The sequence below is a fragment of the Enterobacter sp. LM3 genome, from assembly GCF_046622475.1.
Classification (GTDB): Bacteria; Pseudomonadota; Gammaproteobacteria; order Enterobacterales; family Enterobacteriaceae; genus Enterobacter; species Enterobacter cloacae_P.
The window spans coordinates 315111-341022 of the sequence record NZ_JBJURN010000004.1; the positions used below are offsets into that span (position 1 = coordinate 315111).

Here is a 25912-nt window from a genome sequence, read left to right on the forward strand (position 1 = left end):
GCGGTAAACGCCGGGAGGCGCAAGTGTCACATTAACAATAAATTAACATTTTTCCACTGTTGAATTGACCACTATTGCCATTGAAAAATGGGTTTCCTCCCCGCCAGAAAGCATCACCAAACCTGGCTGTCCCGGCATCTGGTGGGCATTTACCGGGTGGCTTTGAGGTTCAAGGCAAAGAAATGACTGCCCCGACATTCTGAATAGCATCAACCAGGGAGTTTGCGAAAGAAGTGTGATTTCCATCTCATTATTTCGCAATATCGCCTGCCCACTCCAGCCGGAATAGCAGACATTCAGCCACTCATCTCGTCCATATTGCGCCGAATGAAAATCCGCGTGAGCGGGTAGCTCCCCCTGCCATTGCAGCGGCAGGTGGTTTTCCCCTTCCGGCCAGTAACCACTGGCGCTGAACTGTGCCGTACTCCCAGGTTCAAAACAGAACCAGGGATGAGCCCCTAATCCATACAACATGGGTTCTGTGCCACAGTGGGTGAGCGTCAGACTGACATGGAACACATTATCGACAAGTCGGTAACACAGTTGCACCAGATAGTCGAAACCGCAGGGCTCTATGCTTCGAAGCTGTAATACACACTCGGTGGCGGAGAAGGAAACAACCTGCCAGGGCTTGATCCAACCGTCACCATGCAGATAAAAATCGGTGTCACGCGGGCTTTTCGGTAATACCACCTCACGACCATGCAGCAAAAACCGATTCCCGGCGACCCGATTTGCCAGCGGCAGCATTGGAAACAGCGGCTGCTGGCCCGGCGGTGCCTGCAAAACAGGGCGCTGATGATGGAGTGAGAACAGCGCGTTTATCGCACCACCTTGTGGATCAACGCGCAACCGCAGATGCGCGTTTTCCAGAGTAATAGCCTGCACCATCAGTGTGCCTGTTCCTGCTTAACCGCAGGGGCCACCCCGTGTCGCTGCGCCAGCTGGGTTTCCAGTGCCTCCAGCGTCACACCTTTGGTTTCAGGGACATTTCGCAGAATATAGATGAAGCCCAGCGCACAGATGATCCCGTACAGCAGGAAGCTGCCCGCTGCGCCCAACCCGGCATTCAGCAACGGGAAGGTGTAGGTGAGCAGGAAGCACGCGATCCACAGCGCCAGCGTTCCCAGCGAGATCGCCATACCACGCACGCGATTAGGAAAGATCTCAGAGAGAAGCACCCAGGTTACCGGGGCCAGCGTCAGGGCATAAATGGCAATAGCCGCCAGAACCAGCACCAGTACCGGCCACCCCATGATCCCCAACGCATAAGCTCCGGCAATCAGCACGTAGATCACGGTGAGACCACTTGCGCCCAGTAACATTAGCTTGCGTCGCCCAAGTTTATCCACCAGCGGCAATGCCGCGATAGTAAAGACCAGGTTGATAATACCGGTGGCAACGATGGATTTCAGGGTTCCGTTGATATCAAATCCGGCGGAGGCAAATATCTCCTGAGCGTAGTTAAAGATGACGTTGATACCGCACCACTGCTGAAACACCGCCAGCACCATCCCGATAATGACGATGGGTTTAACCTGAGGGGCGAGCAGCGCAGAGTAAGAGACTTTGTTGTTGTCTTTCACCAGCGTCTGGGCTATTTCCTGCAAGGTTTGACTGGCATAAGCCGTGGAGCCAATTCGTTCAAGTGTGGCCCGGGCACGCTCCGTTTTTCCGGCTTTCATCAGCCAGCGCGGTGATTCAGGCACCAGGAACATCAGCACCAGAAAGACCACTGCCGGGAGCAGCTCTGCACCAAACATCCAGCGCCAGCCCACCTGGCCGTTCCAGGTGTTGAGGAGTGTTTGCTGCGTGGCACCGCTGGCAACAGGATCGGCAATCATCAGGTTTACCAACTGTGCCGCCAGCACACCGATAACAATGGTCAGTTGGTTAACGGCAACAAAGCGTCCACGCTTTTCCGCCGGGCTGACCTCGGCGATATAGAGCGGGCTCAATGCCGACGCCAGACCAATCCCCAACCCACCGACAATGCGGTAGATAATGAACATATCGAAATTGCTCGCCAGCGCCGTACCCAACGCCGACGCGCTGAACAGGATTGCCGAGAGAATTAGCGGGATCTTTCGTCCGAGACGGTCGGCGCACCAGCCAGAAATGAGCGCGCCAAACACGCATCCGGCCAGAGCAGAACTCATCGCCCAGCCAGACTGAGCAGGATCGGTAATCGAAAAGTACGCCTCATAAAACGGCTTCGCACCACCAATCACCACCCAGTCATAACCAAACAATAAACCACCGCAGGCCGCCACCAGACAGATCGTCCAGATGTAGCCCATTTTGAGATGTGTCTGCGCGTTATTCATTTTGATTCCTCTATAAGGGAAACGCAGGGAACAGTAGGGTTTGGGCGGGTTCTCCCGCCCGGTTAAGGTTCAGGCAAAGATGCCGCATCGCTGTGCATGCAGAATAAGATGCGCTTTATCGTGAGCAGGATTTATCGCCAGCAGTTGTTGCATCGCTTTCTGACTGGCTGACATTTCGCCCAGCCCCAGATGCCCCAACGCCTCGATAAACAGACAGTGTTGCTGGTGCTGCACCGCTGCAGACGTATCAAGAACAACCAGATCCGGAAGCGATACTGCAAAGAAATCGGCTTCGGGGATATCGTTGTGGTGATGCTCTACCCATTTCAGGAAACTACGGAAGTGCCGCCCGGCCTCTTCCACCTGACCGCCTGCCCGTAACGCCATACCCTGCCAGAACAGATAATCCGCTGGCTGGTCGTTGTAGTAGCGGCCAGCGTCGAGCGTTGTGCCACCGCACGCAGCCTGCTGGAAGTGCAACTGCGCCTGCTGCAGCTCACCTTTTTTCAGCGCACAGAAGCCAAGCAGATATCTGATGTCATTATCTGTCTGTCCGGGTAAGCGCCCTTCCCCCAGGTTGCGCGGATACTGGAGCGCTTCTCCCAGCCAGCGCATGGCCGCGGGGATGTCGTTCTCCGCAATGGCATCTAACGCCTGGTGCATCTGGTTGAGAAGATATTGCCCGGTGACTTTGCCCTCGCCGCCCTCCCAGGGATGGAACTGGCGAGTCTGTAGGATCTGCGCCGCCGCCGCATACTGCCCCTGGCTATTCCACAGACTTAACAGCTCCGCCGTCAGATCATCACGTCGCATAACAACCGCCATATGAGTCTCAAGCAGGCTCAGGCGCTCGCTGGCCGCTGTGGCTGTTAGCTTCTTCAGGTAATCCAGCTCAAACAGAAAACGGGCATTGTCCGGCTCGATGTCAACGGCCCGCTGCAGTCTGGCCATCGCAGCTGTCGCGTCGTGCTGCTTATTCCAGGCATAGATCCCCAACAGACGGTGCGCAGGCGCATAGTCCGGCAGGCGCACTAAAGTATCCTGCCAACAGGAAACGGCCTCGTCATACCGGCGTTTGCTATACCAGAAACAGCCCAGCAGATAACCTGCAAACGGATCATCTTTGAGAGTCTGCAGCATCTGAACTTCATCGAGCGTATTGGGGAAACGAACATGCCGGGCGTGGCAGTTCTGCGCCGCATCCAGTAAGCGCTCACGCACCTCTCGTTTTTGGCTCAGTGATGCCTGCCACAGCAACGGAATTGTCTCCTGGCAGTCCAGCAGCATCAGCACCTTCTCTGCCGCATCTGTGCGTCCCAGAGAAACCAGCCACCCGGAGAGCATACTGGCGTTAATCCCGCGCCGCCCGGTGACCTGCAACAACATCGCCTGTGATTCCGGGTCCTGAGCGAGCAGCCAACGCGCACAGTGAAGCGGATAGCTCAGCGGATACTGCGTCAGACTTTGACTGATAAAGTCCAGTGCCTCGTCCTGGTGCCCGCAATCAAATAGCGCCAGTGCTTTCAGCCCCATTGCCAGATGGTTTGCCCCGTTTACCTGCAGGCTAACAGTGACTTTTTCGAGGGCGTCTTTCGCATCGCCACGCTTCATCGCCAGACGTGCCAGTGCCCAAAATGCCGCATCCCGACAGTTGCCGCTCCACGATGCTTTGAAGTAGTTATCCCATGCCCCTGTGATATCCCCCTGTCGCTCGAGTGCCGTTGCCAACAGCATGCTGGCCTCTCCATCGCGGGGGTTTTTATTCAACCGATGGGCACGCGTGAGTGCGGCGCGGGCACAGCGTTCCGCCAGTACCCAGTCAGCGGAGTTAAGTGCAAGCGTGCCCAGGGCAACGTTGTTACGATAATCATATGGGTCGAGTTCAATCGCCCGGCGGTAATAATCAGCCGCAAAGCGGCTGGCATGGTTGTACTGTTCCAGATGCTGACCAATAAAATAGAGCTCATCAGCGTTAGTGATGTTTTCTGGCATTGCAGGGGCGCGGGCAGGATCGGGTAACGATGTCTCCTGTGCCTGATGTTCCTGATAGTGAAGTAGCGTCTGGCCCTGTGCCGACTTAACCGTCATGGTTAAGCGCTGCGGGTAATTATCCGGCAATGTTTGTTGCCAGCTTTCTCCCGGCGCTAACGTCAGATGGGTTTCAAAAATCGGCTTCTGGTCGGCACTCAGTTCGACGAGGATGTTATCCAGCGGGGCAATGGCGTAGATCCCAGTCTGCAGCAGCGGCGACTCTCTGACCAATTTCATCGCCACCTGAGTGCTGGCATTTTGCACCATCCCCAACTCGCTATAGGGCAGGAAGTTCTGAACGAAGATCTTCTCTTCAAACGGTGCGAGCCACGTGAAGTCTGGTTGGTTGTCGGTGAACACTCCGGTCATCAGTTCGATATAGGGGCCATTTTCATCAGTCAGATTACGATCCCAGGCCTGGCCAAAATCATCGTAACCCCAGCTCCACTGTTTTTTACCCGGCGAGACATGGTGATCGGCAACGTGCAGCAGGCCACCTCGTTCATCGTGATGGTAAGCCCCGACAAAATCGTAATCTGATTTTTCAGCCATGTAGGAGGTTGGTACTGGTACATTTCGGTAGCGGGAGATATCCACTCCCGCCGAATAGTCCACCTTGTAGTAAGTACCCGTGGCGATAGGGAAAGCCGAGACATCACGCTTACCGTGATCAAAAACGGCGGTGACATCCGGTGGGAAGACACTCTGGTGCGCATCGCCACCTTTGACAGCCGGGTTCGCCCACCACAGGAAATGGCGCGGTGTCACATTACCGTTAAAGACTTTGCCGGTGATTTCGATCAACGCGCGGTCAGGATAGAGAGTAAATCCCGTCATCACCTGCAGGCCACGCATCGGCTCCACTTCCCCCATCCAGACGGTTTGCTCGCCGTTTTCACCAGCCTGCCGGGTGAAATCAACCGGCATAAAGGTTGTTGGGCGGTGATGCTGCGGCCAGTTGAACTCGATACCACCGGAGATCCACGGCCCCAACAACCCCACCAGCGCAGGTTTAACCACTTCGTTGTAGTAGACGAAATCACGCTGCTTTACTTTGTCGTAAGCACGATGGATACGTCCGCCAAGTTCAGGCAGTAGCATCACACGAATGAAATCATTCTCCAGCCAAACCGCCTGGTAGTCGCGCATTTCGCGTTCCCCGGTCAGCGTATCAATGACGCCGTAGGGATAGACCGCGCCTGAGGAGCCCTGATAGACGCGTTTTTCCAGAAACATGGGGTTGGGATCTTCAGCCCCTGTCGTCCACGTCGGAAGGGTAATGGTTTCCTGCCATACCTTAACTGAACCGTGCATTCTGCTCTCCACTAAATGAAATAAAGTAAAAAATGGAATACATCGAGTTTATAGTGTGTATTCGCTGCTAAAATGCGCAGCGTTCACGCAATACAGTTAAGGGAGTTAAGTATATGTTGCGAGCGGGTTTGAATAATGCACGGGTTCGTCAGGCCAACAAGGTGATATTTTTGTCGCATTTATGGCGTGAAAAACAGCTGAGTAAATCGCGTCTGGCGCAGCTGACGGGGCTGTCAATTCCGGCGGTGAGCAACATTCTTGAAGAACTGCTTGATGAGGGGCGAATCAGCCATTCGGCAGAAAAAATGAGTGCCCGCGGGCTCAATAGTGGTAGCTATCAAATCCCCCATCATGGAGCATGGACGCTATGCATGACGGTCTCACCCACCAGCATTGAGTGTCAGCTTGCGGATGCCCGCCTGCTGGCAGTGGGCGATCTTCAGCACATCACCATCAATGCGCCCGATCCACAGACCCTTCTCGGCGCGATAGCAAACTGCTGGCGGCAGTATCACAAACGTTACCCTGAACAGCGAATCAATCTTGCGTTGGGCGTGCATGGGCAGGTCGACCCGGTCACAGGGGTATCGCAAACGATGCCACAAGCGCAGTGGAAAGCACCGCTCGAGATGAAATATCTGCTTGAGGAACAGCTGGGGATCCACGTCAGGATAGATAATGACTGCGTGATGCTGGCTCTGGCGGAAAAATGGCAAAACCCTGGGGCGGATCAAGATTTTTGCGTCATAAACGTCGATTACGGAATTGGTTCATCCTTTGTAATAAACGATCAGATTTATCGCGGCAACCTCTACGGAAGTGGACAGATCGGGCACACTATTGTGGATCCAGACGGCAACGCCTGTGACTGCGGCCGCTACGGTTGCCTTGAAACGATCGCCTCGTTGAGCGCTCTGAAGAAGCAGGCCCGCGTCTGGTTAAAAACCCAGCCTGGAGCAGAATTCTCACCGGAACAACTCACGACCAGCGCACTGATCCACGCCTGGCAGCAAGGAGACGTACGGGTTCAGGCGTGGGTAGAAAACGCGGCCAACGCTATTGGTCTGAGCCTGTATAATTTTCTCAATATCCTGAATATTAACCAGATATGGCTTTACGGGCGTAGCTGCGCGTTTGGAGAGAGCTGGCTCAATGCCATCACTCACCAAACAGGATTTAACCCTTTTGATAAAAATGATGGGCCGGGAATTAAAGCAACGCATATCAGTTTTGGCCGACTCAGCCGCACGCAGCAAATTCTGGGGATTGGTTATTTATATGTGGAATCGCAGTTAGGTGAATAATAGCGATACCCATTTTTTAAATCACCCTGATACCTGATTTATGAAGAAAAGCTGAATGGCAGAGTATTGATTTGTGTATTAGTTTTAAAACAGGTCCCCTCAAAAACGAGCCTGCTATGAACACTCTACGCTATTTTGATTTCGGTCAGTCACGCCACCTGTTGCTGTTGATTGCCCGTATCGCACTTGCTGTGCTGTTTATCATCTTTGGCTATCCGAAACTCATAGGGTTTAGCGGAACCGTACAATATATGACCTCACTGGGCGCACCGATGCCGATGCTGGCAGCGATTATTGCGGTGGTGATGGAGATCCCCGCTGCAATTCTGATCGTGCTCGGCTTTTTCACCCGCCCTGTCGCCGTGCTCTTTATTTTCTACACGCTGGGTACGGCAATTATTGGCCACCGTTACTGGGATATGACCGGTGATGCGGTTGTGCCAAACATGATTAACTTCTACAAGAATATCAGTATTGCTGGTGCATTTATTTTGCTGGCTATCGTGGGGCCGGGGGCAATATCCCTTGACCGGCGCTAAACCATAAAAAAAGGCCGCAAACGCGGCCTTTTTTATTTCTGCAAAGCAGAGGAATTATGCGTATACCGGGAAACGTGCGCAGATATCCAGAACTTTACCTTTGACGCGCTCGATTACCGCTTCGTCATTGATGTTGTCCAGAACGTCACACATCCAGCCAGCCAGCTCTTTCACTTCTGCTTCTTTAAAGCCACGGCGAGTGACAGCCGGAGAACCGATACGGATACCGGAAGTCACGAACGGGCTCTTCGGATCGTTAGGCACGCTGTTTTTGTTCACGGTGATGTTGGCACGGCCGAGGGCAGCGTCAGCTTCTTTACCGGTCAGGTTTTTATCAACCAGATCCAGCAGGAACAGGTGGTTTTCAGTACCGCCAGACACCACTTTGTAGCCACGGTTCAGGAACACTTCTACCATCGCTTTGGCGTTTTTCGCAACCTGCTGCTGGTAAACTTTAAACTCTGGCTCCATCGCTTCTTTCAGCGCAACCGCTTTACCCGCAATAACGTGCATCAGCGGGCCACCCTGCGCGCTTGGGAAGACGGCAGAGTTCAGTTTCTTATACAGCTCTTCGCTACCGCCTTTCGCCAGGATCAGGCCACCGCGTGGACCTGCCAGGGTTTTATGGGTAGTGGTAGTCACAACGTGAGCATGTGGAACCGGGTTCGGGTAAACGTCTGCGGCAATAAGACCTGCAACGTGCGCCATATCAACGAACAGGTAAGCACCGATGCTGTCTGCGATTTCACGCATTTTTGCCCAGTCAACGATACCGGAGTAAGCAGAGAAACCACCGATGATCATTTTCGGCTTGTGCTCTTTAGCCTGCTTCGCCATGTCTTCGTAGTCAATTTTACCGGACTCATCAATACCGTAAGGGATGATGTTGTACAGTTTGCCGGAGAAGTTAACCGGGGAGCCGTGAGTCAGGTGACCGCCTTGTGCCAGGTTCATACCCAGAACGGTATCGCCCGGCTGCAGCAGAGCGGTGTAGACCGCGAAGTTAGCCTGAGAGCCTGAGTGCGGCTGCACGTTAGCGTAGTCAGCACCGAACAGTTCTTTTGCACGATCAATCGCCAGTTGCTCAACGATATCAACGTACTCGCAACCGCCGTAGTAGCGCTTGCCCGGGTAACCTTCAGCATATTTGTTGGTCAGCTGAGAACCCTGCGCCTGCATAACGCGCGGGCTGGTGTAGTTTTCGGAGGCGATCAGTTCGATGTGCTCTTCCTGACGTACTTTTTCCTGCTCCATAGCCTGCCACAGTTCGGCATCATAATCGGCAATGTTCATTTCACGCTTTAACATCCGCATCTCCTGACTCAGCTAACAATAAAATTTTGGCCTGAAAAGGCAGTCCAGTTGGACAACGCGCAACAGTATAACTGATTAGTTCTGCGATAACAGGTCTTGACAAACGATTTTACGCAAACGTTTTCCTTCACGCCACGCAAGGGTTTGAGGAATAAAGCCCTCGCCATTATCAATGGATTTCTTTTCAGGTTTGTGATGCATATTTTTCATGATGCAAAGAACCATTTACAACGCAGGGGTATTTTTTATAAGATGCATTAAAAATACATCATTAAAGTCACATCTGAAGGAAGCTGCTATGCTCGACGCTCAAACCATCGCTACCGTTAAAGCCACTATTCCCCTGCTGGTTGAAACGGGTCCTAAACTCACCGCCCATTTCTACGATCGCATGTTCACGCATAACCCGGAGCTCAAAGAGATTTTCAACATGAGCAACCAGCGTAACGGCGATCAGCGTGAAGCCCTGTTTAACGCCATCGCGGCTTATGCCAGCAATATCGAAAACCTGGCGGCGCTGCTGCCTGCGGTAGAGAAAATTGCGCAGAAACATACCAGCTTCCAGATCAAACCAGAGCAGTACAACATTGTCGGCGGCCACCTGCTGGCGACGCTGGATGAGATGTTCAGCCCGGGTCAGGACGTTCTGGACGCATGGGGTAAAGCCTACGGCGTGCTGGCAAACGTGTTTATCAACCGTGAAGCACAGATCTACAGCGAGAACGCCAATAAAAACGGCGGCTGGGAAGGTACACGTGCATTCCGCATCGTCGGGAAAACACCACGCAGTGCATTGATTACCAGCTTTGAGTTCGAGCCGGTTGATGGCCAGCCGGTCGCTGATTATCAGCCAGGCCAGTATCTGGGCGTCTGGCTGAAGCCTGAAGGCTTCCCGCACCAGGAGATCCGTCAATACTCCCTGACCCGCAAACCCGACGGTAAAGGTTATCGCATTGCCGTGAAACGCGAAGACGGTGGTCAGGTTTCTACCTGGCTGCATAATGAAGCGAATGTGGGCGATGTGGTTCAGCTGGCGGCACCTGCCGGCGACTTCTTTATGACCGTTGAAGCGAATACGCCTGTAACGCTGATCTCCGCGGGCGTGGGTCAAACGCCAATGCTGGCGATGCTGGATACGCTGGCGAAGTCTCATCACAATGCACAGGTGAACTGGTTCCACGCCGCCGAGAACGGCGATGTACACGCATTTGCGGATGAAGTGAAAACGCTGGCGACTGGCCTGCCACGCTTTAACGCACACACCTGGTATCGTCTGCCGACGGAGGCCGACCGCGCCGCTGCCCGTTTCGACAGCGAAGGTCTGATCGATTTAAGCCAGCATGAGGGTGCGTTCAGCGCACCAGAGATGCAGTTCTACGTCTGTGGGCCAGTGGCGTTTATGCAGTATGCCGCGAAGCAGCTGGTAGAACTGAACGTGAAGCCAGAAAACATTCATTACGAGTGTTTTGGCCCACATAAGGTACTGTAAACTCCACATTTCCCCCCGGGTGCCGCGTCCTGCGGTGCCCGTTTTGTTATTTTCATCCCCGGTACTGACTCATGTTGCTTATCAATAATGGGTAAGTCATTTGTGTTATGATTGATCCTTCCCCTTTTCCGCTTTAGGGCGCTTTTTTTATGCAACAACCTGTTGTGCGCGTTGGCGATTGGCTGGTTACCCCGTCCGTAAATCAAATTAGCCGTCAGGGCCGTCAGCTAACGCTTGAACCACGTTTAATTGACCTTTTGATGTATTTCGCCAGACACCCCGATGAGGTACTGAGCCGGGATGAGCTTATTGATAACATCTGGATGCGCAACATTGTCACCAGTCATGTAGTGACCCAGAGCATTTCTGAACTTCGTAAGTCGCTGAAGGATGGTAACGAACAAAGCCCTGAATATATCGCCACGGTGCCAAAGCGCGGCTACAAGCTTACCGCCACTGCCGTCTGGTGTACGGAAGAAGAGCCAGATATCACTCCCCCTTCTCTCGCCACACCACCCGCAGTGCTTCCCATCAGGGTAACAGAAACACAGCCTCAGACGATGACCTCGTCAGCTTTACCGTCACCCTCATTTCGCCTGGCACGGGACAAAGTCGATCGGCGCAAGCGCATCGCAACGTTCTGGACCTGGCTACTGTTTTTGTCTTCACTCGGCGCGCTGATTGCGCTGGTATTAATGTCGCTTGTCAACTCCCATCCCCCGGTCACCAGTACGCGCCTGCTGCTCAATCCGCGAGATATTGACGTGCGCTTTGAGCCCGGTAACTCCTGTAATAGCTGGACGTCTCAACAGTCCTATGCGATTGGCCTTGGCAATCTGATCACCACGTCGCTGAATACCTTCTCCACCTTTATGGTGCATGACAAGACCAACTATAACGTGACAGAGCCCAGCAGTTCAGGGAAAACGCTCACCATCAAATTCGTAAATCAGCGCCACTACCGGGCACAGCAGTGCTTTATGTCGGTATTGCTGGTCGATAACGCCGACAGCTCCATCATGCTGGACAAGCGTTATTTTATTACCGACAACACGCTGCTATCAGTGCAGGAGGATCTCCTCCATAGCCTTTCCTCGGTGTTGACGCAGCCCTGGCCGCCGCGCATGCAGGCACTGCTTGAGCAATTCCGCCATTCGAAAAGTATGCCGCTGGCGCAATACTACCAGGCAAACCAGCTGATTGTGGAAGGTGATGTTGCATCATTAAATAAAGCCAGTGAAATACTTGAGATGGTCACGAAAGACGCACCAGACTTTACTTTCGCCTTATCGGGAAAAATTCTGGTTGATGTATTACGTCATTCGCAGCAGCAATTTGATAAAACACAGCTGCAAGGGCTCAATAATGAGCTGGACAAAATAGCACAACGACCAGGCGTTCAGGACACTGCGCCGTGGTATCAAATACAAACCATCGATGCGCTAACTAAAGGCGATATTGATGACGCATACACTGACATTAATAAAAGCATTGATCTTGAAATGTCATGGTTAAATTATGTGCTGTTAGGAAAAGTATACGAAATGAAGGGCGAAAATCGTCTGGCTGCCGACGCCTATATTACAGCGTTTAATTTACGCCCAGGGGATAACACGCTCTACTGGATTGAGAATGGTGTTTTTCATACCTCAATCAAAAAAATCGTTCCGTACTTACAAACCTTTCTGAAAAATGAACAGTGAAAAATAGCGCAGCATCATTACCGCGTTAAATAACACTCTTATTAAAGTAGTTAAATTGTTGCCATGGTGTATTGATTGTTACCTCATGGCAACATAAACACCCCGCCAGATTACATCACCAACAGACTATAAAATAACAATATTTATCTTTTCCTGACCTAAACTTTTTATCCTGATGTGTTAATAAAAAAACCTCATGGTGTCATTTTTTTGAAGTTGTTTTTTATTTCATTTTATCTTTAGGATTTTTCCTTCCCGCATCCGTAATCTTGTCGCCAGTCGGTCGGATCGCTGAGTGACATCAGATAACGACCCGCACCTCAAAAAATAAAGCTCAGGAGAAATGAACATGAGTTCAGCCAAAAAGATCGGGCTATTTGCCTGTACCGGCGTCGTCGCCGGAAATATGATGGGTAGCGGTATTGCTTTATTACCGGCGAACCTTGCCAGTATCGGCGGTATTGCTATCTGGGGTTGGGTGATTTCTATTATCGGTGCGATGTCTCTGGCCTATGTTTATGCACGACTGGCGACCAAAAACCCACAACAGGGTGGTCCGATTGCTTACGCGGGAGAATTATCCCCAGCTTTCGGTTTCCAGACCGGCGTGCTTTATTATCATGCAAACTGGATTGGTAACCTGGCTATCGGTATTACCGCCGTATCTTATCTCTCCACGTTCTTCCCGGCATTAAATAACCCTATACCGGCAGGTCTCGCCTGTATTGCGATTGTCTGGATCTTCACCTTCGTGAATATGCTGGGTGGTACCTGGGTTAGCCGTCTGACCACCATCGGCCTGGTGCTGGTATTGATCCCGGTGGTTGTTACTGCTATCGCGGGCTGGCACTGGTTTGACGCCGCTATCTATCAGGCAAACTGGAACACCTCAACCACAACCGATCCACATGCGGTGGTCAAAAGTATCCTGCTGTGCCTGTGGGCATTCGTTGGCGTTGAATCCGCAGCGGTCAGCACCGGCATGGTGAAAAACCCGAAACGCACCGTACCGCTGGCAACCATGCTGGGTACTGCACTGGCAGGTATCGTCTATATTGCCGCGACTCAGGTTATTTCCGGTATGTATCCGGCTTCAGAGATGGCCGCGTCCGGTGCGCCGTTCGCTATCAGCGCATCAACCATCATGGGCAGCTGGGCCGCGCCAATTGTTTCCGCCTTCACCGCATTCGCCTGCCTGACCTCTCTGGGTTCCTGGATGATGCTGGTAGGTCAGGCCGGGGTTCGTGCCGCCACTGACGGTAACTTCCCGGCAGTGTATGGCGAAGTCGACAGCAACGGTATTCCGAAAAAAGGTCTGCTGCTGGCCGCCGTCAAAATGACCGTGCTGATGGTACTCATCACCGTGATGAACTCCAGCGGTGGTAAAGCCTCCGACCTGTTCGGCGAACTGACCGGTATTGCCGTCCTGCTGACCATGCTGCCGTACTTCTACTCTTGTGTTGACCTGATTCGCTTTGAAGGCGTTAACGTCCGCAATCTGACAAGCCTCATCTGTTCCGTACTCGGCTGTGCATTCTGCTTCATCGCGCTGATGGGTGCTAACTCGTTCGAACTGTCCGGTACCTTTATCGTCAGCCTCATCATCCTGATGTTCTACGGCCGCAAAATGTACCAGCGCCAGAACAACATTGATGCTGAAAGTCGTGTCGCCGACGCGCGTTAATCACTAACCCCCCTTTCTCTGAGCTCCTCCTGACACCTGTCACACCGTGACGGGAGGGGCCTTTTACACCTGGAGATACGACTATGAACGTTATCGCAATTATGAATCACATGGGCGTCTACTTTAAAGAAGAGCCTATTCGTGAACTGCATCGCGCCCTTGAGCGCCTGGATTTCCGCATTGTTTACCCTAACGACCGCGAAGATTTACTGAAACTGATTGAGAACAATTCGCGACTGTGCGGCGTGATTTTCGACTGGGACAAATACAATCTCGAACTGTGCGAAGAGATCAGCAAAATGAACGAGTACATGCCTCTGTACGCGTTCGCGAACACTTACTCAACGCTTGATGTCAGCCTGAACGATCTGCGCATGAAAGTGCGTTTCTTTGAATATGCCCTCGGCGCTGCTGACGATATCGCTGCCAAGATCAAACAGAACACCGATGAATACATCGACACTATTTTGCCACCGCTGACCAAAGCGCTGTTTAAATATGTGCGTGAAGGGAAATACACTTTCTGTACGCCAGGTCATATGGGCGGCACCGCGTTCCAGAAAAGTCCGGTCGGCAGCATTTTCTACGACTTCTTTGGCCCGAACACGATGAAGTCGGATATCTCGATTTCCGTCTCTGAACTCGGTTCGCTGCTCGACCATAGCGGTCCGCATAAAGAAGCCGAAGAGTACATCGCCCGCGCATTCAACGCCGAACGCAGCTATATGGTGACAAACGGGACATCCACCGCGAATAAAATCGTTGGTATGTACTCCGCGCCTGCTGGCAGCACCGTACTGATTGACCGTAACTGCCACAAATCGCTGACCCATCTGATGATGATGAGTGACATTACGCCGCTCTACTTCCGTCCGACCCGTAACGCGTACGGCATTCTCGGCGGTATTCCGCAGAGCGAATTCCAGCATACGACCATCGCCAAACGCGTGAAAGAGACGCCGAACGCGACCTGGCCTGTGCATGCAGTTATCACCAACTCAACGTATGATGGCTTGCTCTACAACACCGATTACATCAAGAAAACGCTGGATGTAAAATCCATCCACTTTGACTCTGCATGGGTGCCTTACACCAACTTCTCACCGATTTACGCGGGTAAATGCGGGATGAGCGGCGATCGTGTGGAAGGTAAAGTGATTTATGAAACCCAGTCCACACACAAGCTGCTGGCAGCATTCTCTCAGGCGTCCATGATCCACGTGAAGGGTGATGTAAACGAAGAGACGTTCAACGAAGCCTACATGATGCACACCACGACGTCTCCGCACTACGGTATCGTCGCCTCCATCGAAACCGCGGCAGCGATGATGAAAGGGAATTCGGGTAAACGTCTGATCGACGGTTCTATCCAGCGTGCCATCCGCTTCCGTAAAGAGATCAAACGTCTGAACGGCGAGTCTGACGGCTGGTTCTTTGACGTGTGGCAGCCAGAACATATTGATGAGCCTGAATGCTGGGCACTGCGTTCCGATAGCGCATGGCACGGCTTCAAAAACATCGATAACGAGCACATGTACCTCGACCCGATTAAAGTCACCATTTTGACGCCGGGGATGAAGAAAGACGGCACCATGAGCGATTTCGGTATTCCGGCCAGCATCGTGGCGAAATACCTCGATGAGCAAGGTATCGTGGTAGAGAAAACCGGTCCGTACAACCTGCTGTTCTTGTTCAGCATCGGTATCGATAAAACTAAAGCGCTGAGCCTGCTGCGCGCGCTCACCGATTTCAAACGCGCCTTTGACCTGAACCTGCGCGTGAAAAACATGCTGCCTTCGCTCTATCGCGAGAACCCTGAATTCTACGAAGACATGCGTATTCAGGATCTGGCGCAAAACATTCACAAGCTGGTTGAACACCACAACCTGCCTGACCTGATGTTCCGCGCGTTTGAAGTGCTGCCGACAATGGTTATGACCCCGTACACCGCGTTCCAGAAAGAGCTGCATGGCGAGACGGAAGAGGTTTATCTCGATGAGATGGTGGGCCGCGTTAACGCCAACATGATCCTGCCGTATCCTCCGGGAGTACCACTGGTTATGCCAGGCGAGATGATCGCTGAAGAGAGCCGTCCGGTACTGGAATTCCTGCAGATGCTGTGTGAAATCGGCGCTCATTATCCGGGCTTTGAAACCGATATCCACGGCGCGTACCGCCAGGCGGATGGTCGCTACACCGTTAAAGTGCTGAAAGAAAACACTAAATAAGTAGAAGTATCAAAGGGAAGTGGTCTGCCGCTTCCCTTTTTTCACGCCGTTCAGGAGATGACATGCAAACACCCTCACAACCGCGCGCGATTTATTACATCGTAGCGATCCAGATCTGGGAATATTTCAGCTTTTACGGCATGCGTGCCCTCCTCATCCTCTACCTCACCCACCAGCTTGGCTTTGATGACAGCCATGCCATTACGCTCTTCAGCGCCTACGCGTCTCTGGTTTACGTTACCCCTATTCTCGGCGGCTGGCTGGCCGACCGCCTGCTCGGCAACCGTGCGGCGGTCATTGCCGGCGCGCTGCTGATGACGCTTGGACACGTTGTACTGGGCATGGGATCCCATTCAACATGGAGTCTGTATGTCGCGCTGGCGATCATTATCTGCGGCTATGGTCTGTTTAAATCCAATATCAGTTGCCTGCTGGGAGAACTTTACGCCCACGACGATCCACGTCGCGATGGCGGCTTTTCCCTGCTTTATGCCGCAGGAAACGTGGGATCTATCGCAGCACCGATTGCCTGTGGGCTGGCAGCACAGTGGTACGGCTGGCATGTTGGCTTTGCTCTGGCGGGTATTGGCATGTTTATTGGTTTGCTCATTTTCCTCAGCGGTCATCGCCATTTCCGCCATACGCGCGGCATCGACAAACGGGCGCTCAGCACCGTGAAGTGTGCGCTTCCTGTCTGGGGCTGGCTGCTGGTGATGCTGTGCGTCGCACCGGTATTCTTCACCCTGCTGCTGGAAAACAACGGGTCAGGCTATCTGCTGGCGGTGGTGTGCGTCTTTGCCATTGTGGTGGTCACACGCATTATGCTCGCCTTCCCCGAACATCGCCGCGCACTGTGGCAAATCGTGCTGTTGATGATGGCGGGGACGCTGTTCTGGGTACTGGCGCAGCAAGGCGGCAGCTCTATTAGCCTGTTTATCGATCACTTTGTTAACCGCCACCTGCTCAGTTTTGAAGTACCGACAGCGCTGTTTCAGTCGGTAAACGCCGTTGCGGTTATGGCTGCAGGTATTGCATTAACCTGGCTTGCGCGCCCTGAAAGCAACATCCGCTCCACAATACGCGTGTGGCTGAAGTTCGCGCTTGGCCTGCTGTTAATGGGTGGCGGCTTTATGCTGCTGGCGCTCAATGCGCGCCGTGGCGGGCTTCACGGTCAGGCTTCGATGGGGATGATGATCGCCGGTCTGGCGCTGATGGGATTTGCCGAACTGTTTATTGACCCGGTGGCGATGGCGCAAATCACCCGCCTGAATTTGCCTGGCGTAATGGGTGTATTGACGGGGATTTACATGCTGGCAACCGGTGCGGTCGCCAACTGGCTGGCGGGGCTGGTGGCGCAACAAACCACAGAATCGCAAATCAGCGACACGGCAATTGCTGCCTACGAACACTTTTTCTCTCAGATGGGCGAGTGGACGCTGGGCTGCGTGGTGTTGATCGTGGCGCTCGTCTGCATAAGAAGGCGCTTTAACCACACGCCGCTCACCTTACCGGAAACGGAGCGCAATTAACCTCACCTTCGCCGCCAGGGAGTGGCAGCGAAGGGCCGCACTTAAATCGCCGCGTCGTCTTCTTCACCGGTACGAATTCGGATCACACGCGCCACGTCAAAGACGAAGATTTTACCGTCGCCAATTTTACCCGTCTGCGCCGTGCGGATAATGGTATCCACGCAGGTATCCACGATATCGTCGCTCACCACGATTTCAATTTTCACTTTCGGCAGAAAGTCCACCATGTACTCTGCGCCACGGTAAAGCTCGGTGTGGCCCTTCTGGCGACCAAAACCTTTCACTTCTGTCACTGTCATCCCGGTGATGCCAACTTCTGCCAGCGCTTCACGTACATCATCCAGTTTGAAAGGTTTAATAATCGCATCAATCTTTTTCATGGTGGGTCCTTAAACTCTTGCCTGTAAGCTGCCTCGTAATCGATTGCCCACAGTACCATACGGCATTACTCTTTAAAATCGTTTGCTTCCAGCTCATGGCGGGACAGCAGCTTGTAGAACTCGGTGCGGTTGCGCCCGGCCATACGCGCCGCGTGGGTCACGTTGCCTTTGGTGATCTGCAGCAGTTTGCGCAGATAGTTAAGCTCAAACTGGTTGCGCGCTTCCGCAAAGGTTGGCAGCGCCGTGTTTTCCCCCTCCAGCGCCTGCTCTACCAGCGCATCGCTGATGACCGGCGATGACGTCAGCGCCACGCACTGCTCAATAACGTTCACCAGCTGGCGCACGTTGCCCGGCCAGCTTGCGGTCATCAGCCGTTTCATCGCATCAGTGGAAAACGCGCGCACAAAAGGTTTGTGACGATCGGCAGACTGGCGCAGCAGATGGTTCGCCAGCAGCGGGATATCTTCCGCACGCTCGGCCAGGGCGGGAATTTTCAGGTTCACTACGTTCAGGCGGTAGTAGAGATCTTCACGGAACTCATTGCGCGCCATCACTTTCGGTAAATCGCGGTGCGTGGCGGAAATAATACGCACGTTAATATCGATATCGCGATTGCTGCCAAGCGGACGAACTTTTCGCTCCTGCAACACCCGCAGCAGTTTGACCTGCAACGGCGCTGGCATATCGCCAATTTCGTCGAGGAACAGCGTACCGCCTTCAGCCGCCTGGAACAGCCCTTCCCGGCTGCTCACCGCGCCGGTGAAGGCTCCACGGGCATGACCAAACAGTTCAGACTCAAGCAGTTGCTCCGGCAACGCGCCACAGTTAATGGCGATAAAGGCATTTTTACTGCGCGGGCTGGCGTTGTGGATAGCCTGTGCCAGGATCTCTTTCCCGGTTCCGCTCTGGCCGTTAATCAGCACGCTGACGTCAGATTGCGCCACCATCCGCGCCTGCTCAAGCAGACGCAGCATAATGGGGCTACGCGTGACAATCGACTCCCGCCATGCTTCATCATTCGATGGAGCCGTGTGTTCAAGCGCACTGTCGATAGCTTTATAGAGCGCGTCTTTATCCACCGGCTTGGTCAGGAAGCTGAACACGCCCTGCTGTGTCGCGGCAACGGCATCCGGGATCGACCCGTGCGCAGTCAGGATAATCACCGGCATGCCTGGCTGCTGCTTCTGGATCTCCGCGAACAGCTGCATGCCGTCCATTTCGTCCATCCGCAGGTCGCTTATCACCAGATCAACTTTCTCGCGGCCAAGCACTTTCAGCCCCTCCTGCCCGCTTTCCGCTGTCACCACGCTGTAGCCTTCACTGACCAGGCGCATCCCCAACAGCTTTAACAGCCCCGGGTCGTCATCCACCAGCAACAGATGGGCAGGTTTACGGCTTGTCATGGCTTCACATCCTCTTGTTTCTGCGTATCGTTGTCCGGTGTCGTGGCAGAATTGCCTTTCGACCCGTCAGGCAGGTAGTTGCCCGCAGGTTTACGCGTCGAAAGTTGTCTTTCGATATCGGTCAGATTTTCAAGCTTGCGCGTCGTGGTATCCAGCTGTGTACGTAAAAATTGCTGTTGCTGGCGGAGTGTATCGAGTTCGGCATCAGACGATTGCTGCAGTTTGCTATAGCGAGAACGCTCCTCAGAGAGCTGCAGTTGTAATGCCTGCCCGTCACGCCACAGCTGGTAAACCGGGCGAACCTGCGCGGGAATATTTGCGCTGACGGCATCCAGACGTGCGGTATTGGCGCGGCGTTCGACAGGCGTGATTTTGGCATCAGCCAGTAAAATCGCGCGTTTGAAATTTTCCTGCCAGGTTTCATTGCCCCACAGCGCTGCCTGAGCGCGGGCAGCGGCTGGAGCAAGGCGCTGGGAACAATCTATCCCGCGTAACCAGTACAGCGGGTTCGAGTCAACCTCATGCCCGGACAAATTCCAGAGATCGTCACACCGGGTGGTCAGGAAATCCGCCAGCTGATTCTCCGGCCATTTATCGTTTTGTTTATCGCTGATAGCACTTTTAGGTGCATGGGAAACGCATCCCGCAAGAAGCAAACAGGAGACGCTCAGACGCATTGTTTTGCTGGAAAATACCGCGCGCACTGCGCGGGAAAAGACGTGTGACATACTCACCAGATATAGACTCATTTCATTGTTTTTTCCGGCTCAAGAGGCAGTTCAATACGAAAACACACATCCGAACGATCGTCACTGACGATCTTAAGCTCACCCTGCATGCGTTGTATGCAGTCGCGGGCAATGCTGAGCCCCAGACCACTTCCTTTTACCGCACCTTTTCGCTGATGACTCCCCTGGAAAAAGGGCTCGAAGATCATCGTTTTTTCGTCATCCGGAATGGGGGTACCCGTATTCGCTACATCGATAAACACCCGGGAACCCCTGGTATAACTTCGGATGTAAATGGTACCGGATTCAGTACCATAGTGCACCGCATTGGAATAAAGATTATCCAGAACGCTCATCAACAGCATGGGTTCAGCCAGGCAGGCAGACTCATTGAGATCCACCTCCGTATGCATCATTTTAGCTCTTGCTGGCAGGCTGTGGGCGGAGATCACCATGTCCACCAGTGGCTCAATCTCGACTTTTTCCAGCACCACCACCCCATCAGCCAGCTTACGGTTGTAGTCCAGCAGTTGTTCAATCAGCTTTTGCAGATTACGGCTACTGGCATCCAGGATCTCGACAATCTCTTTTTGCTCAGAGGTTAGCGGCCCCGCCACTTCGTCCGCCAGCAGTTCCGTCCCTTCGCGCATACTGGCGAGTGGTGTTTTGAGCTCATGAGAAAGATGACGCAAGAACTGGTGACGCTGCGACTCCAGCCATGCCAGACGCTCAGAAAGCCAGATAATTCGCTGACCGACGGAGCGTAACTCACGCGGACCTTTAAAGGCCACCGTGTCCCCGAGGGATTTCCCCTCCCCCAGACGGTTAATCATCCGCTGGATACCTTTCACCGGGCCGATGATCATGCGGGTAAACAGCAAAACCAGCCCCAGACTGACCAGGAACAGCACCAGCGCCTGCCAGCCAAAGAACTGACCGCGCTCGGCAATCTCCTGTTGCAGTTGCTGCCCGCGCGAGTACACCACCGTGCGCGTGGCCTGCACCATCTCGGTATTGGCCGCAGCAAACGCTTCAAGACGCGCAGCGGCATCGGTATCTGGCCCGCTGTTTTTACACTGTAGTTGAGCAAGGCTGTTTAGATCCTGACGCAACGCCTGATACAGCTTATCGTCCGGCAACACACCGGCGTGGGCATCCAGCATGTCACTGTAGCGTTTACGCTGGTTCTGATAGACCTTTTCCAGGGTGCGATCGTCCAGCACGCAATACTGCCGGTAGCTGCGCTCCATCTCCAGCGCTGCATTGGTCATGGCTTCACTGCGCCGGGCGTCAATCAACGTCGTGCGGTTAGTCAATGCCGCCTGGGCACTTAGCGCATTCAGACTTTGCCATGCCTGCCATGCCAGTATCAGCAGGGGCAACAGGATCAGCAAGAATGCCATCATGACAAGCTGTCGCAGGGAGCGAGGGAAAACAGGCCAGCGTTTCAACGCATTACTCTCTTAATATGGGGGTGAGGAGAGCGTAACTGAGTCTGCCCTTCAGATACAACAAAGCCGGGTAAAAACCCGGCTTTGTTATGAAATGAGGCGGTGCCTAACTCGACGTTTCGCCCTGGCCTGATAAAGCATCGCTATAATCAGTAGTTGGACGGCAGGCACCTTTTTGTGCGTCATTCTAAGTTTATGTAGCGCGTCCCGAAGGGGCTGACATAAGAGGGTGAATGAGCCACTGGCTGTTATTATGCAACAGCCGTGCCAGAATGCAAACAAATAACTTATCTCATTGATAATAATGGATTTAAGTGATTCTTTAAATTCATTAATCCGTGAATGATTTTCGAGCTAAGTGTCGTTAATTAGCAACACCTTAACGGGAACATTATCAGATACATATAAATCAACAAGTTAAGTGTCGCCTTTTGGAGACGGTTGTATTATCGGGTTGTCGCAGTATTGCGACAAAAAAAAGCCCGGTGGCGCTACGCCTACCGGGCCTGTGAGGGCACTCGTTTTAAAACTTAACCCAACTGCTTACGCGCATTGCGGAAGATACGCATCCACGGGCTGTCCTCGCCCCAGTTTTCCGGGTGCCAGGAGTTGCTCACGGTACGGAACACGCGTTCCGGGTGCGGCATCATAATGGTTGCACGGCCACTTTCACTGGTCACCGCGGTGATACCGTTTACCGAGCCGTTCGGGTTAGCCGGATAAGTTTGCGTGACCTTGCCGAAGTTATCGACAAAGCGCAGCGCCACCAGGCCTTTGCTTTCAAGCTGAGCCAGATGTGCTGCATCACGCACTTCAACCTGACCTTCACCGTGAGAAACGGCAATTGGCATCTGTGAACCGACCATACCCTGCAGCAGCAGAGACGGGCTTTGCGTCACTTCGACCAGGCTGAAACGCGCTTCAAAGCGGTCAGACTGGTTACGTACAAAGCGCGGCCAGGCTTCACTGCCCGGGATCAGCTCACGCAGGTTAGACATCATCTGGCAGCCGTTACACACGCCCAGAGCCAGCGTCTGCGGACGGTGGAAGAAGGTTTCGAACTCGTCACGCACGCGGCTGTTGAACAGGATGGACTTCGCCCAGCCTTCACCCGCACCCAGCACGTCACCGTAAGAGAAGCCGCCGCACGCGACCAGCGCCTGGAAATCTTCCAGACCGGTACGCCCTGCCAGCAGGTCACTCATGTGAACGTCAATGGCATCAAAGCCCGCACGGTGGAAGGCAGCCGCCATCTCAACGTGGGAGTTGACACCCTGCTCGCGCAGCACGGCCACTTTCGGACGCGCGCCAGTCGCAATGTACGGTGCGGCGATATCTTCGTTGATATCAAAGGAGAGTTTCACGTTCAGGCCCGGATCGTTGTCGTTGGCCTTCGCGTCATGTTCCTGATCGGCACACTCCGGGTTGTCGCGCAGACGCTGCATCTGCCAGGTGGTTTCTGCCCACCACATACGCAGCGTAGTGCGGCTTTCGCTGAATACCGCGTGGCCGTCTGCTTCAATCACGAAGCGGTCGCCCTCTACGGCTTTACCCAGATAGTGTACGCAGTCTGCCAGGCCATGCTGAGCCAGAATAGCTTCAACCGCATTGCGATCTACCGCACGCACCTGAATGACTGCGCCCAGTTCTTCATTAAACAGCGCCGCCAGACGATCGTCACCCAGAGAAGCAATGTTCGCCTCAACGCCACAGTGGCCGGTGAAGGCCATCTCAGCCAGGGTCACCAGCAGACCACCATCGGAGCGGTCGTGGTAGGCCAGCAGTTTACGTTGTGCCACCAGCGCCTGAATGGCGTCGTAGAAGCCTTTTAACTGCGCCACGTCACGCACGTCAGCGGGCTTATCACCCAGCTGGCGATAAACCTGTGCCAGTGCAGTCGCCCCCAGGGCGTTATTGCCTTTACCAAGATCAATCAGCAGCAGGGCGTTGTCTTCGGTCACCAGTTGTGGGGTGATGGTATGACGCACGTCTTCCACACGCGCAAACGCGGTGATCACCAGCGACAGCGGAGAGGTCATCTCGCGCTGCTCATTACCTTCCTGCCAGCGGGTTTTCATCGACATGGAATCTTTACCCACCGGAATGGTCAGGCCAAGTGCAGGGCACAGCTCCTCACCAACCGCTTTTACCGCTTCATACAGGCCGGCATCTTCGCCAGGGTGACCCGCTGCGGCCATCCAGTTTGCAGACAGTTTGATGCGTTTGATATCACCAATCTGCGTCGCGGCGATGTTGGTCAGCGCTTCACCGACAGCCAGACGGGCAGAAGCAGCGAAGTCCAGCAGCGCCACCGGGGTACGTTCACCCAGCGACATTGCTTCACCGTAGTAGCTGTCGAGGCTCGCGGTGGTCACGGCGCAGTTCGCCACCGGGATCTGCCACGGGCCGACCATCTGGTCGCGCGACACCATACCGGTCACGGTACGGTCGCCGATGGTCACGAGGAAGGTTTTCTCTGCCACGGCTGGCAGGTGCAGTACGCGATTGACCGCTTCAGCAACGGTGATGCCCTGGCGATCCAGTGCTTTACCCGCCGCTTTACGGGTCTGCACGTCGCGGGTCATCTTCGGCGTTTTACCCAGCAGGACGTCCAGCGGCAGATCGATCGGCTGGTTGTCGAAGTGGGTATCGCTTAAGGAGAGGTGCTGCTCTTCGGTGGCTTCACCGATAACGGCATACGGAGCGCGCTCGCGGCGGCACAGCTCGTCAAACAGCGGCAACTGGTCGGCGGCAACCGCCAGCACGTAGCGTTCCTGAGATTCGTTACACCAGATTTCCAGCGGGCTCATGCCCGGCTCATCGCTCAGAATGTCGCGCAGGTTGAAACGACCACCGCGACCACCATCGCTCACCAGCTCTGGCATGGCGTTAGATAAACCACCCGCGCCCACGTCGTGAATAAAGAGGATGGGGTTGGCATCGCCCAGCTGCCAGCAACGGTCGATCACTTCCTGGCAACGACGTTCCATTTCCGGGTTGTCGCGCTGTACGGAAGCAAAGTCGAGGTCTGCATCAGACTGGCCGGAGGCCATAGACGAAGCCGCCCCGCCGCCCAGACCGATGTTCATCGCCGGGCCACCGAGTACGATAAGCTTCGCACCGACGACAATCTCGCCTTTCTGCACGTGATCGGCACGAATGTTGCCGATCCCGCCCGCCAGCATGATCGGTTTGTGGTAACCGCGCAGCTCTTCGCCGTTGTGGCTCTCCACTTTCTCTTCATAGGTACGGAAATAACCGTTCAGTGCCGGACGACCAAATTCGTTGTTGAACGCAGCGCCACCCAGCGGGCCTTCGGTCATGATATCCAGCGCGGTAACAATACGTTCCGGCTTGCCGAAATCTTCTTCCCACGGCTGTTCGAAGCCCGGGATACGCAGGTTGGAAACAGAGAAACCGACCAGACCCGCTTTCGGTTTAGCGCCACGCCCGGTTGCGCCTTCATCACGGATTTCACCGCCGGAACCGGTCGCGGCACCTGGCCACGGAGAGATCGCCGTCGGGTGGTTGTGAGTTTCGACTTTCATCAGGATATGCGCAGGCTCCTGATGGAAGTCATAGCGCCCGGCTTCGCGATCGGCGAAGAAGCGGCCTACTTCGGAACCTTCCATCACCGCTGCGTTGTCTTTATAGGCAGACAGCACGTGGTCAGGGGTTTGTTCGAAGGTGTTTTTAATCATTTTGAACAGCGACTTCGGCTGCTGTTCACCGTCGATAATCCAGTCGGCGTTGAAAATCTTGTGGCGGCAGTGCTCAGAATTGGCCTGCGCAAACATATAGAGTTCGATGTCGTTCGGGTTGCGGTTCAGCTTAACAAACGCATCCTGCAGGTAGTCAATTTCGTCTTCTGCCAGCGCCAGACCGAGACGCAGGTTGGCGTCAATCAGCGCCTGACGGCCCTGCCCCAGCAAATCCACGCTCTGTACTGGCGCAGGCTGGTGATGGGAGAAGAGCTTCTGCGCGTCGTTCAGAGAGGTAAACACGCTCTCCATCATGCGATCGTGCAGCTCAGCGGCAACGGCCTGCCACTGCTCTTCGCTCAGGGTAGAGGCTTCCACATAGTACGCCACACCGCGTTCCAGACGGTTAATCTGGCTCAGACCGCAGTTGTGGGCGATGTCGGTGGCTTTGGAAGACCAGGGGGAGATGGTACCAGGACGAGGCGTCGCAAGGATAAGTTTGCCGGTTGGCGTATGGCTGCTCAGACTTGGGCCATACTTGAGCAGGCGTTCCAGCTGTACGCGCTCCTCTGCATTCAGGGGTGCATTCAGGTCAGCAAAATGGACATACTCAGCGTAAATATTGCTTACCGGAAGGTCGGCTGCCTGAAAACGTGCCAGCAATTTGTTAATACGGAAGGCAGACAGTGCAGGCGAACCACGCAGAATTTCCATCATAAGTCTCTCGTCTTCGAAGCGCCGGGGCGCTTACAGTGTGCGCAAGGGGGGAAAACGGGCGTCATTATAG

At 54.1% G+C, this 25912-nt stretch carries 16 protein-coding genes; 7 read left to right on the top strand and 9 right to left on the bottom strand.

The genetic code is table 11. The features are described from left to right. Positions 1-42: 42 nt before the first annotated feature. The 3 genes from ACJ9N4_RS07505 to ACJ9N4_RS07515 form a co-directional block, all read right to left on the bottom strand. Complete coding sequence (locus ACJ9N4_RS07505; protein ID WP_395122310.1) at positions 43-891, bottom strand: aldose 1-epimerase; 849 nt, start codon at positions 889-891, stop codon at positions 43-45. Beyond that, positions 891-2327, bottom strand: a complete 1437-nt coding sequence (locus ACJ9N4_RS07510; RefSeq protein ID WP_182272301.1) for a sugar porter family MFS transporter — start codon at positions 2325-2327, stop codon at positions 891-893. The genes ACJ9N4_RS07505 and ACJ9N4_RS07510 overlap by 1 nt, the downstream gene beginning before the upstream one ends. Before the next feature lie 69 nt (positions 2328-2396). After that, positions 2397-5672, bottom strand: a complete 3276-nt coding sequence (locus tag ACJ9N4_RS07515; RefSeq protein WP_182918785.1) for a DUF5107 domain-containing protein — start codon at positions 5670-5672, stop codon at positions 2397-2399. A gap of 113 nt (positions 5673-5785) precedes the next feature. Here ACJ9N4_RS07515 and ACJ9N4_RS07520 point away from each other — a divergent pair, with 113 nt between their 5' ends. Then, positions 5786-6976, top strand: a complete 1191-nt coding sequence (locus tag ACJ9N4_RS07520; protein WP_182918786.1) for an ROK family transcriptional regulator — start codon at positions 5786-5788, stop codon at positions 6974-6976. Between the two features lie 116 nt (positions 6977-7092). Further along, complete coding sequence (locus ACJ9N4_RS07525) at positions 7093-7515, top strand: DoxX family protein (RefSeq protein ID WP_182272304.1); 423 nt, start codon at positions 7093-7095, stop codon at positions 7513-7515. Positions 7516-7569: 54 nt separating this feature from the next. Here the strand turns inward: ACJ9N4_RS07525 and glyA are convergent, their stop codons facing one another. Next, on the bottom strand, positions 7570-8823 hold the full coding sequence (gene glyA / locus ACJ9N4_RS07530; RefSeq protein ID WP_014071358.1) for a serine hydroxymethyltransferase: 1254 nt from the start codon (positions 8821-8823) through the stop codon (positions 7570-7572). 304 nt (positions 8824-9127) lie between these two features. Between glyA and hmpA the strand changes: the two genes are divergently transcribed. The 5 genes from hmpA (at position 9128) to ACJ9N4_RS07555 (ending at position 17462) form a co-directional block, all read left to right on the top strand. Then, complete coding sequence (gene hmpA / locus ACJ9N4_RS07535; protein ID WP_196390355.1) at positions 9128-10318, top strand: NO-inducible flavohemoprotein; 1191 nt, start codon at positions 9128-9130, stop codon at positions 10316-10318. Between the two features lie 149 nt (positions 10319-10467). Continuing rightward, positions 10468-12021, top strand: a complete 1554-nt coding sequence (gene cadC / locus ACJ9N4_RS07540) for a lysine decarboxylation/transport transcriptional activator CadC (protein WP_182918788.1) — start codon at positions 10468-10470, stop codon at positions 12019-12021. Positions 12022-12370: 349 nt separating this feature from the next. Continuing rightward, positions 12371-13705 (top strand): cadaverine/lysine antiporter, encoded by a 1335-nt coding sequence (cadB, locus tag ACJ9N4_RS07545; RefSeq protein WP_182272307.1) that lies wholly within the window; start codon positions 12371-12373, stop codon positions 13703-13705. Between the two features lie 83 nt (positions 13706-13788). After that, positions 13789-15933, top strand: coding sequence for a lysine decarboxylase CadA (cadA, locus tag ACJ9N4_RS07550; RefSeq protein ID WP_182272308.1), 2145 nt, complete (start codon positions 13789-13791; stop codon positions 15931-15933). A 62-nt stretch (positions 15934-15995) separates the two neighbouring features. Then, positions 15996-17462 (top strand): oligopeptide:H+ symporter, encoded by a 1467-nt coding sequence (locus tag ACJ9N4_RS07555; RefSeq protein ID WP_411500379.1) that lies wholly within the window; start codon positions 15996-15998, stop codon positions 17460-17462. A gap of 41 nt (positions 17463-17503) precedes the next feature. Here the strand turns inward: ACJ9N4_RS07555 and glnB are convergent, their stop codons facing one another. The 5 genes from glnB to purL form a co-directional block, all read right to left on the bottom strand. Continuing rightward, the gene (glnB, locus tag ACJ9N4_RS07560; protein WP_003860685.1) at positions 17504-17842 is read right to left on the bottom strand and encodes a nitrogen regulatory protein P-II; all 339 of its coding nucleotides are present in this window, start codon (positions 17840-17842) and stop codon (positions 17504-17506) included. 65 nt (positions 17843-17907) lie between these two features. Next, the gene (glrR, locus tag ACJ9N4_RS07565; RefSeq protein ID WP_196390357.1) at positions 17908-19245 is read right to left on the bottom strand and encodes a two-component system response regulator GlrR; all 1338 of its coding nucleotides are present in this window, start codon (positions 19243-19245) and stop codon (positions 17908-17910) included. Further along, the gene (qseG, locus tag ACJ9N4_RS07570; RefSeq protein WP_182272311.1) at positions 19242-19994 is read right to left on the bottom strand and encodes a two-component system QseEF-associated lipoprotein QseG; all 753 of its coding nucleotides are present in this window, start codon (positions 19992-19994) and stop codon (positions 19242-19244) included. Before qseG ends, glrR begins: the two co-directional genes overlap by 4 nt. After that, the gene (gene qseE / locus ACJ9N4_RS07575; protein WP_182918791.1) at positions 19991-21424 is read right to left on the bottom strand and encodes a two component system sensor histidine kinase QseE/GlrK; all 1434 of its coding nucleotides are present in this window, start codon (positions 21422-21424) and stop codon (positions 19991-19993) included. Before qseE ends, qseG begins: the two co-directional genes overlap by 4 nt. Positions 21425-21954: 530 nt before the next feature. Continuing rightward, a complete protein-coding gene (gene purL / locus ACJ9N4_RS07580) occupies positions 21955-25842 on the bottom strand; it encodes a phosphoribosylformylglycinamidine synthase (RefSeq protein WP_411500380.1) in 3888 nt (1295 codons plus the stop codon). Positions 25843-25912 lie beyond the last annotated feature (70 nt).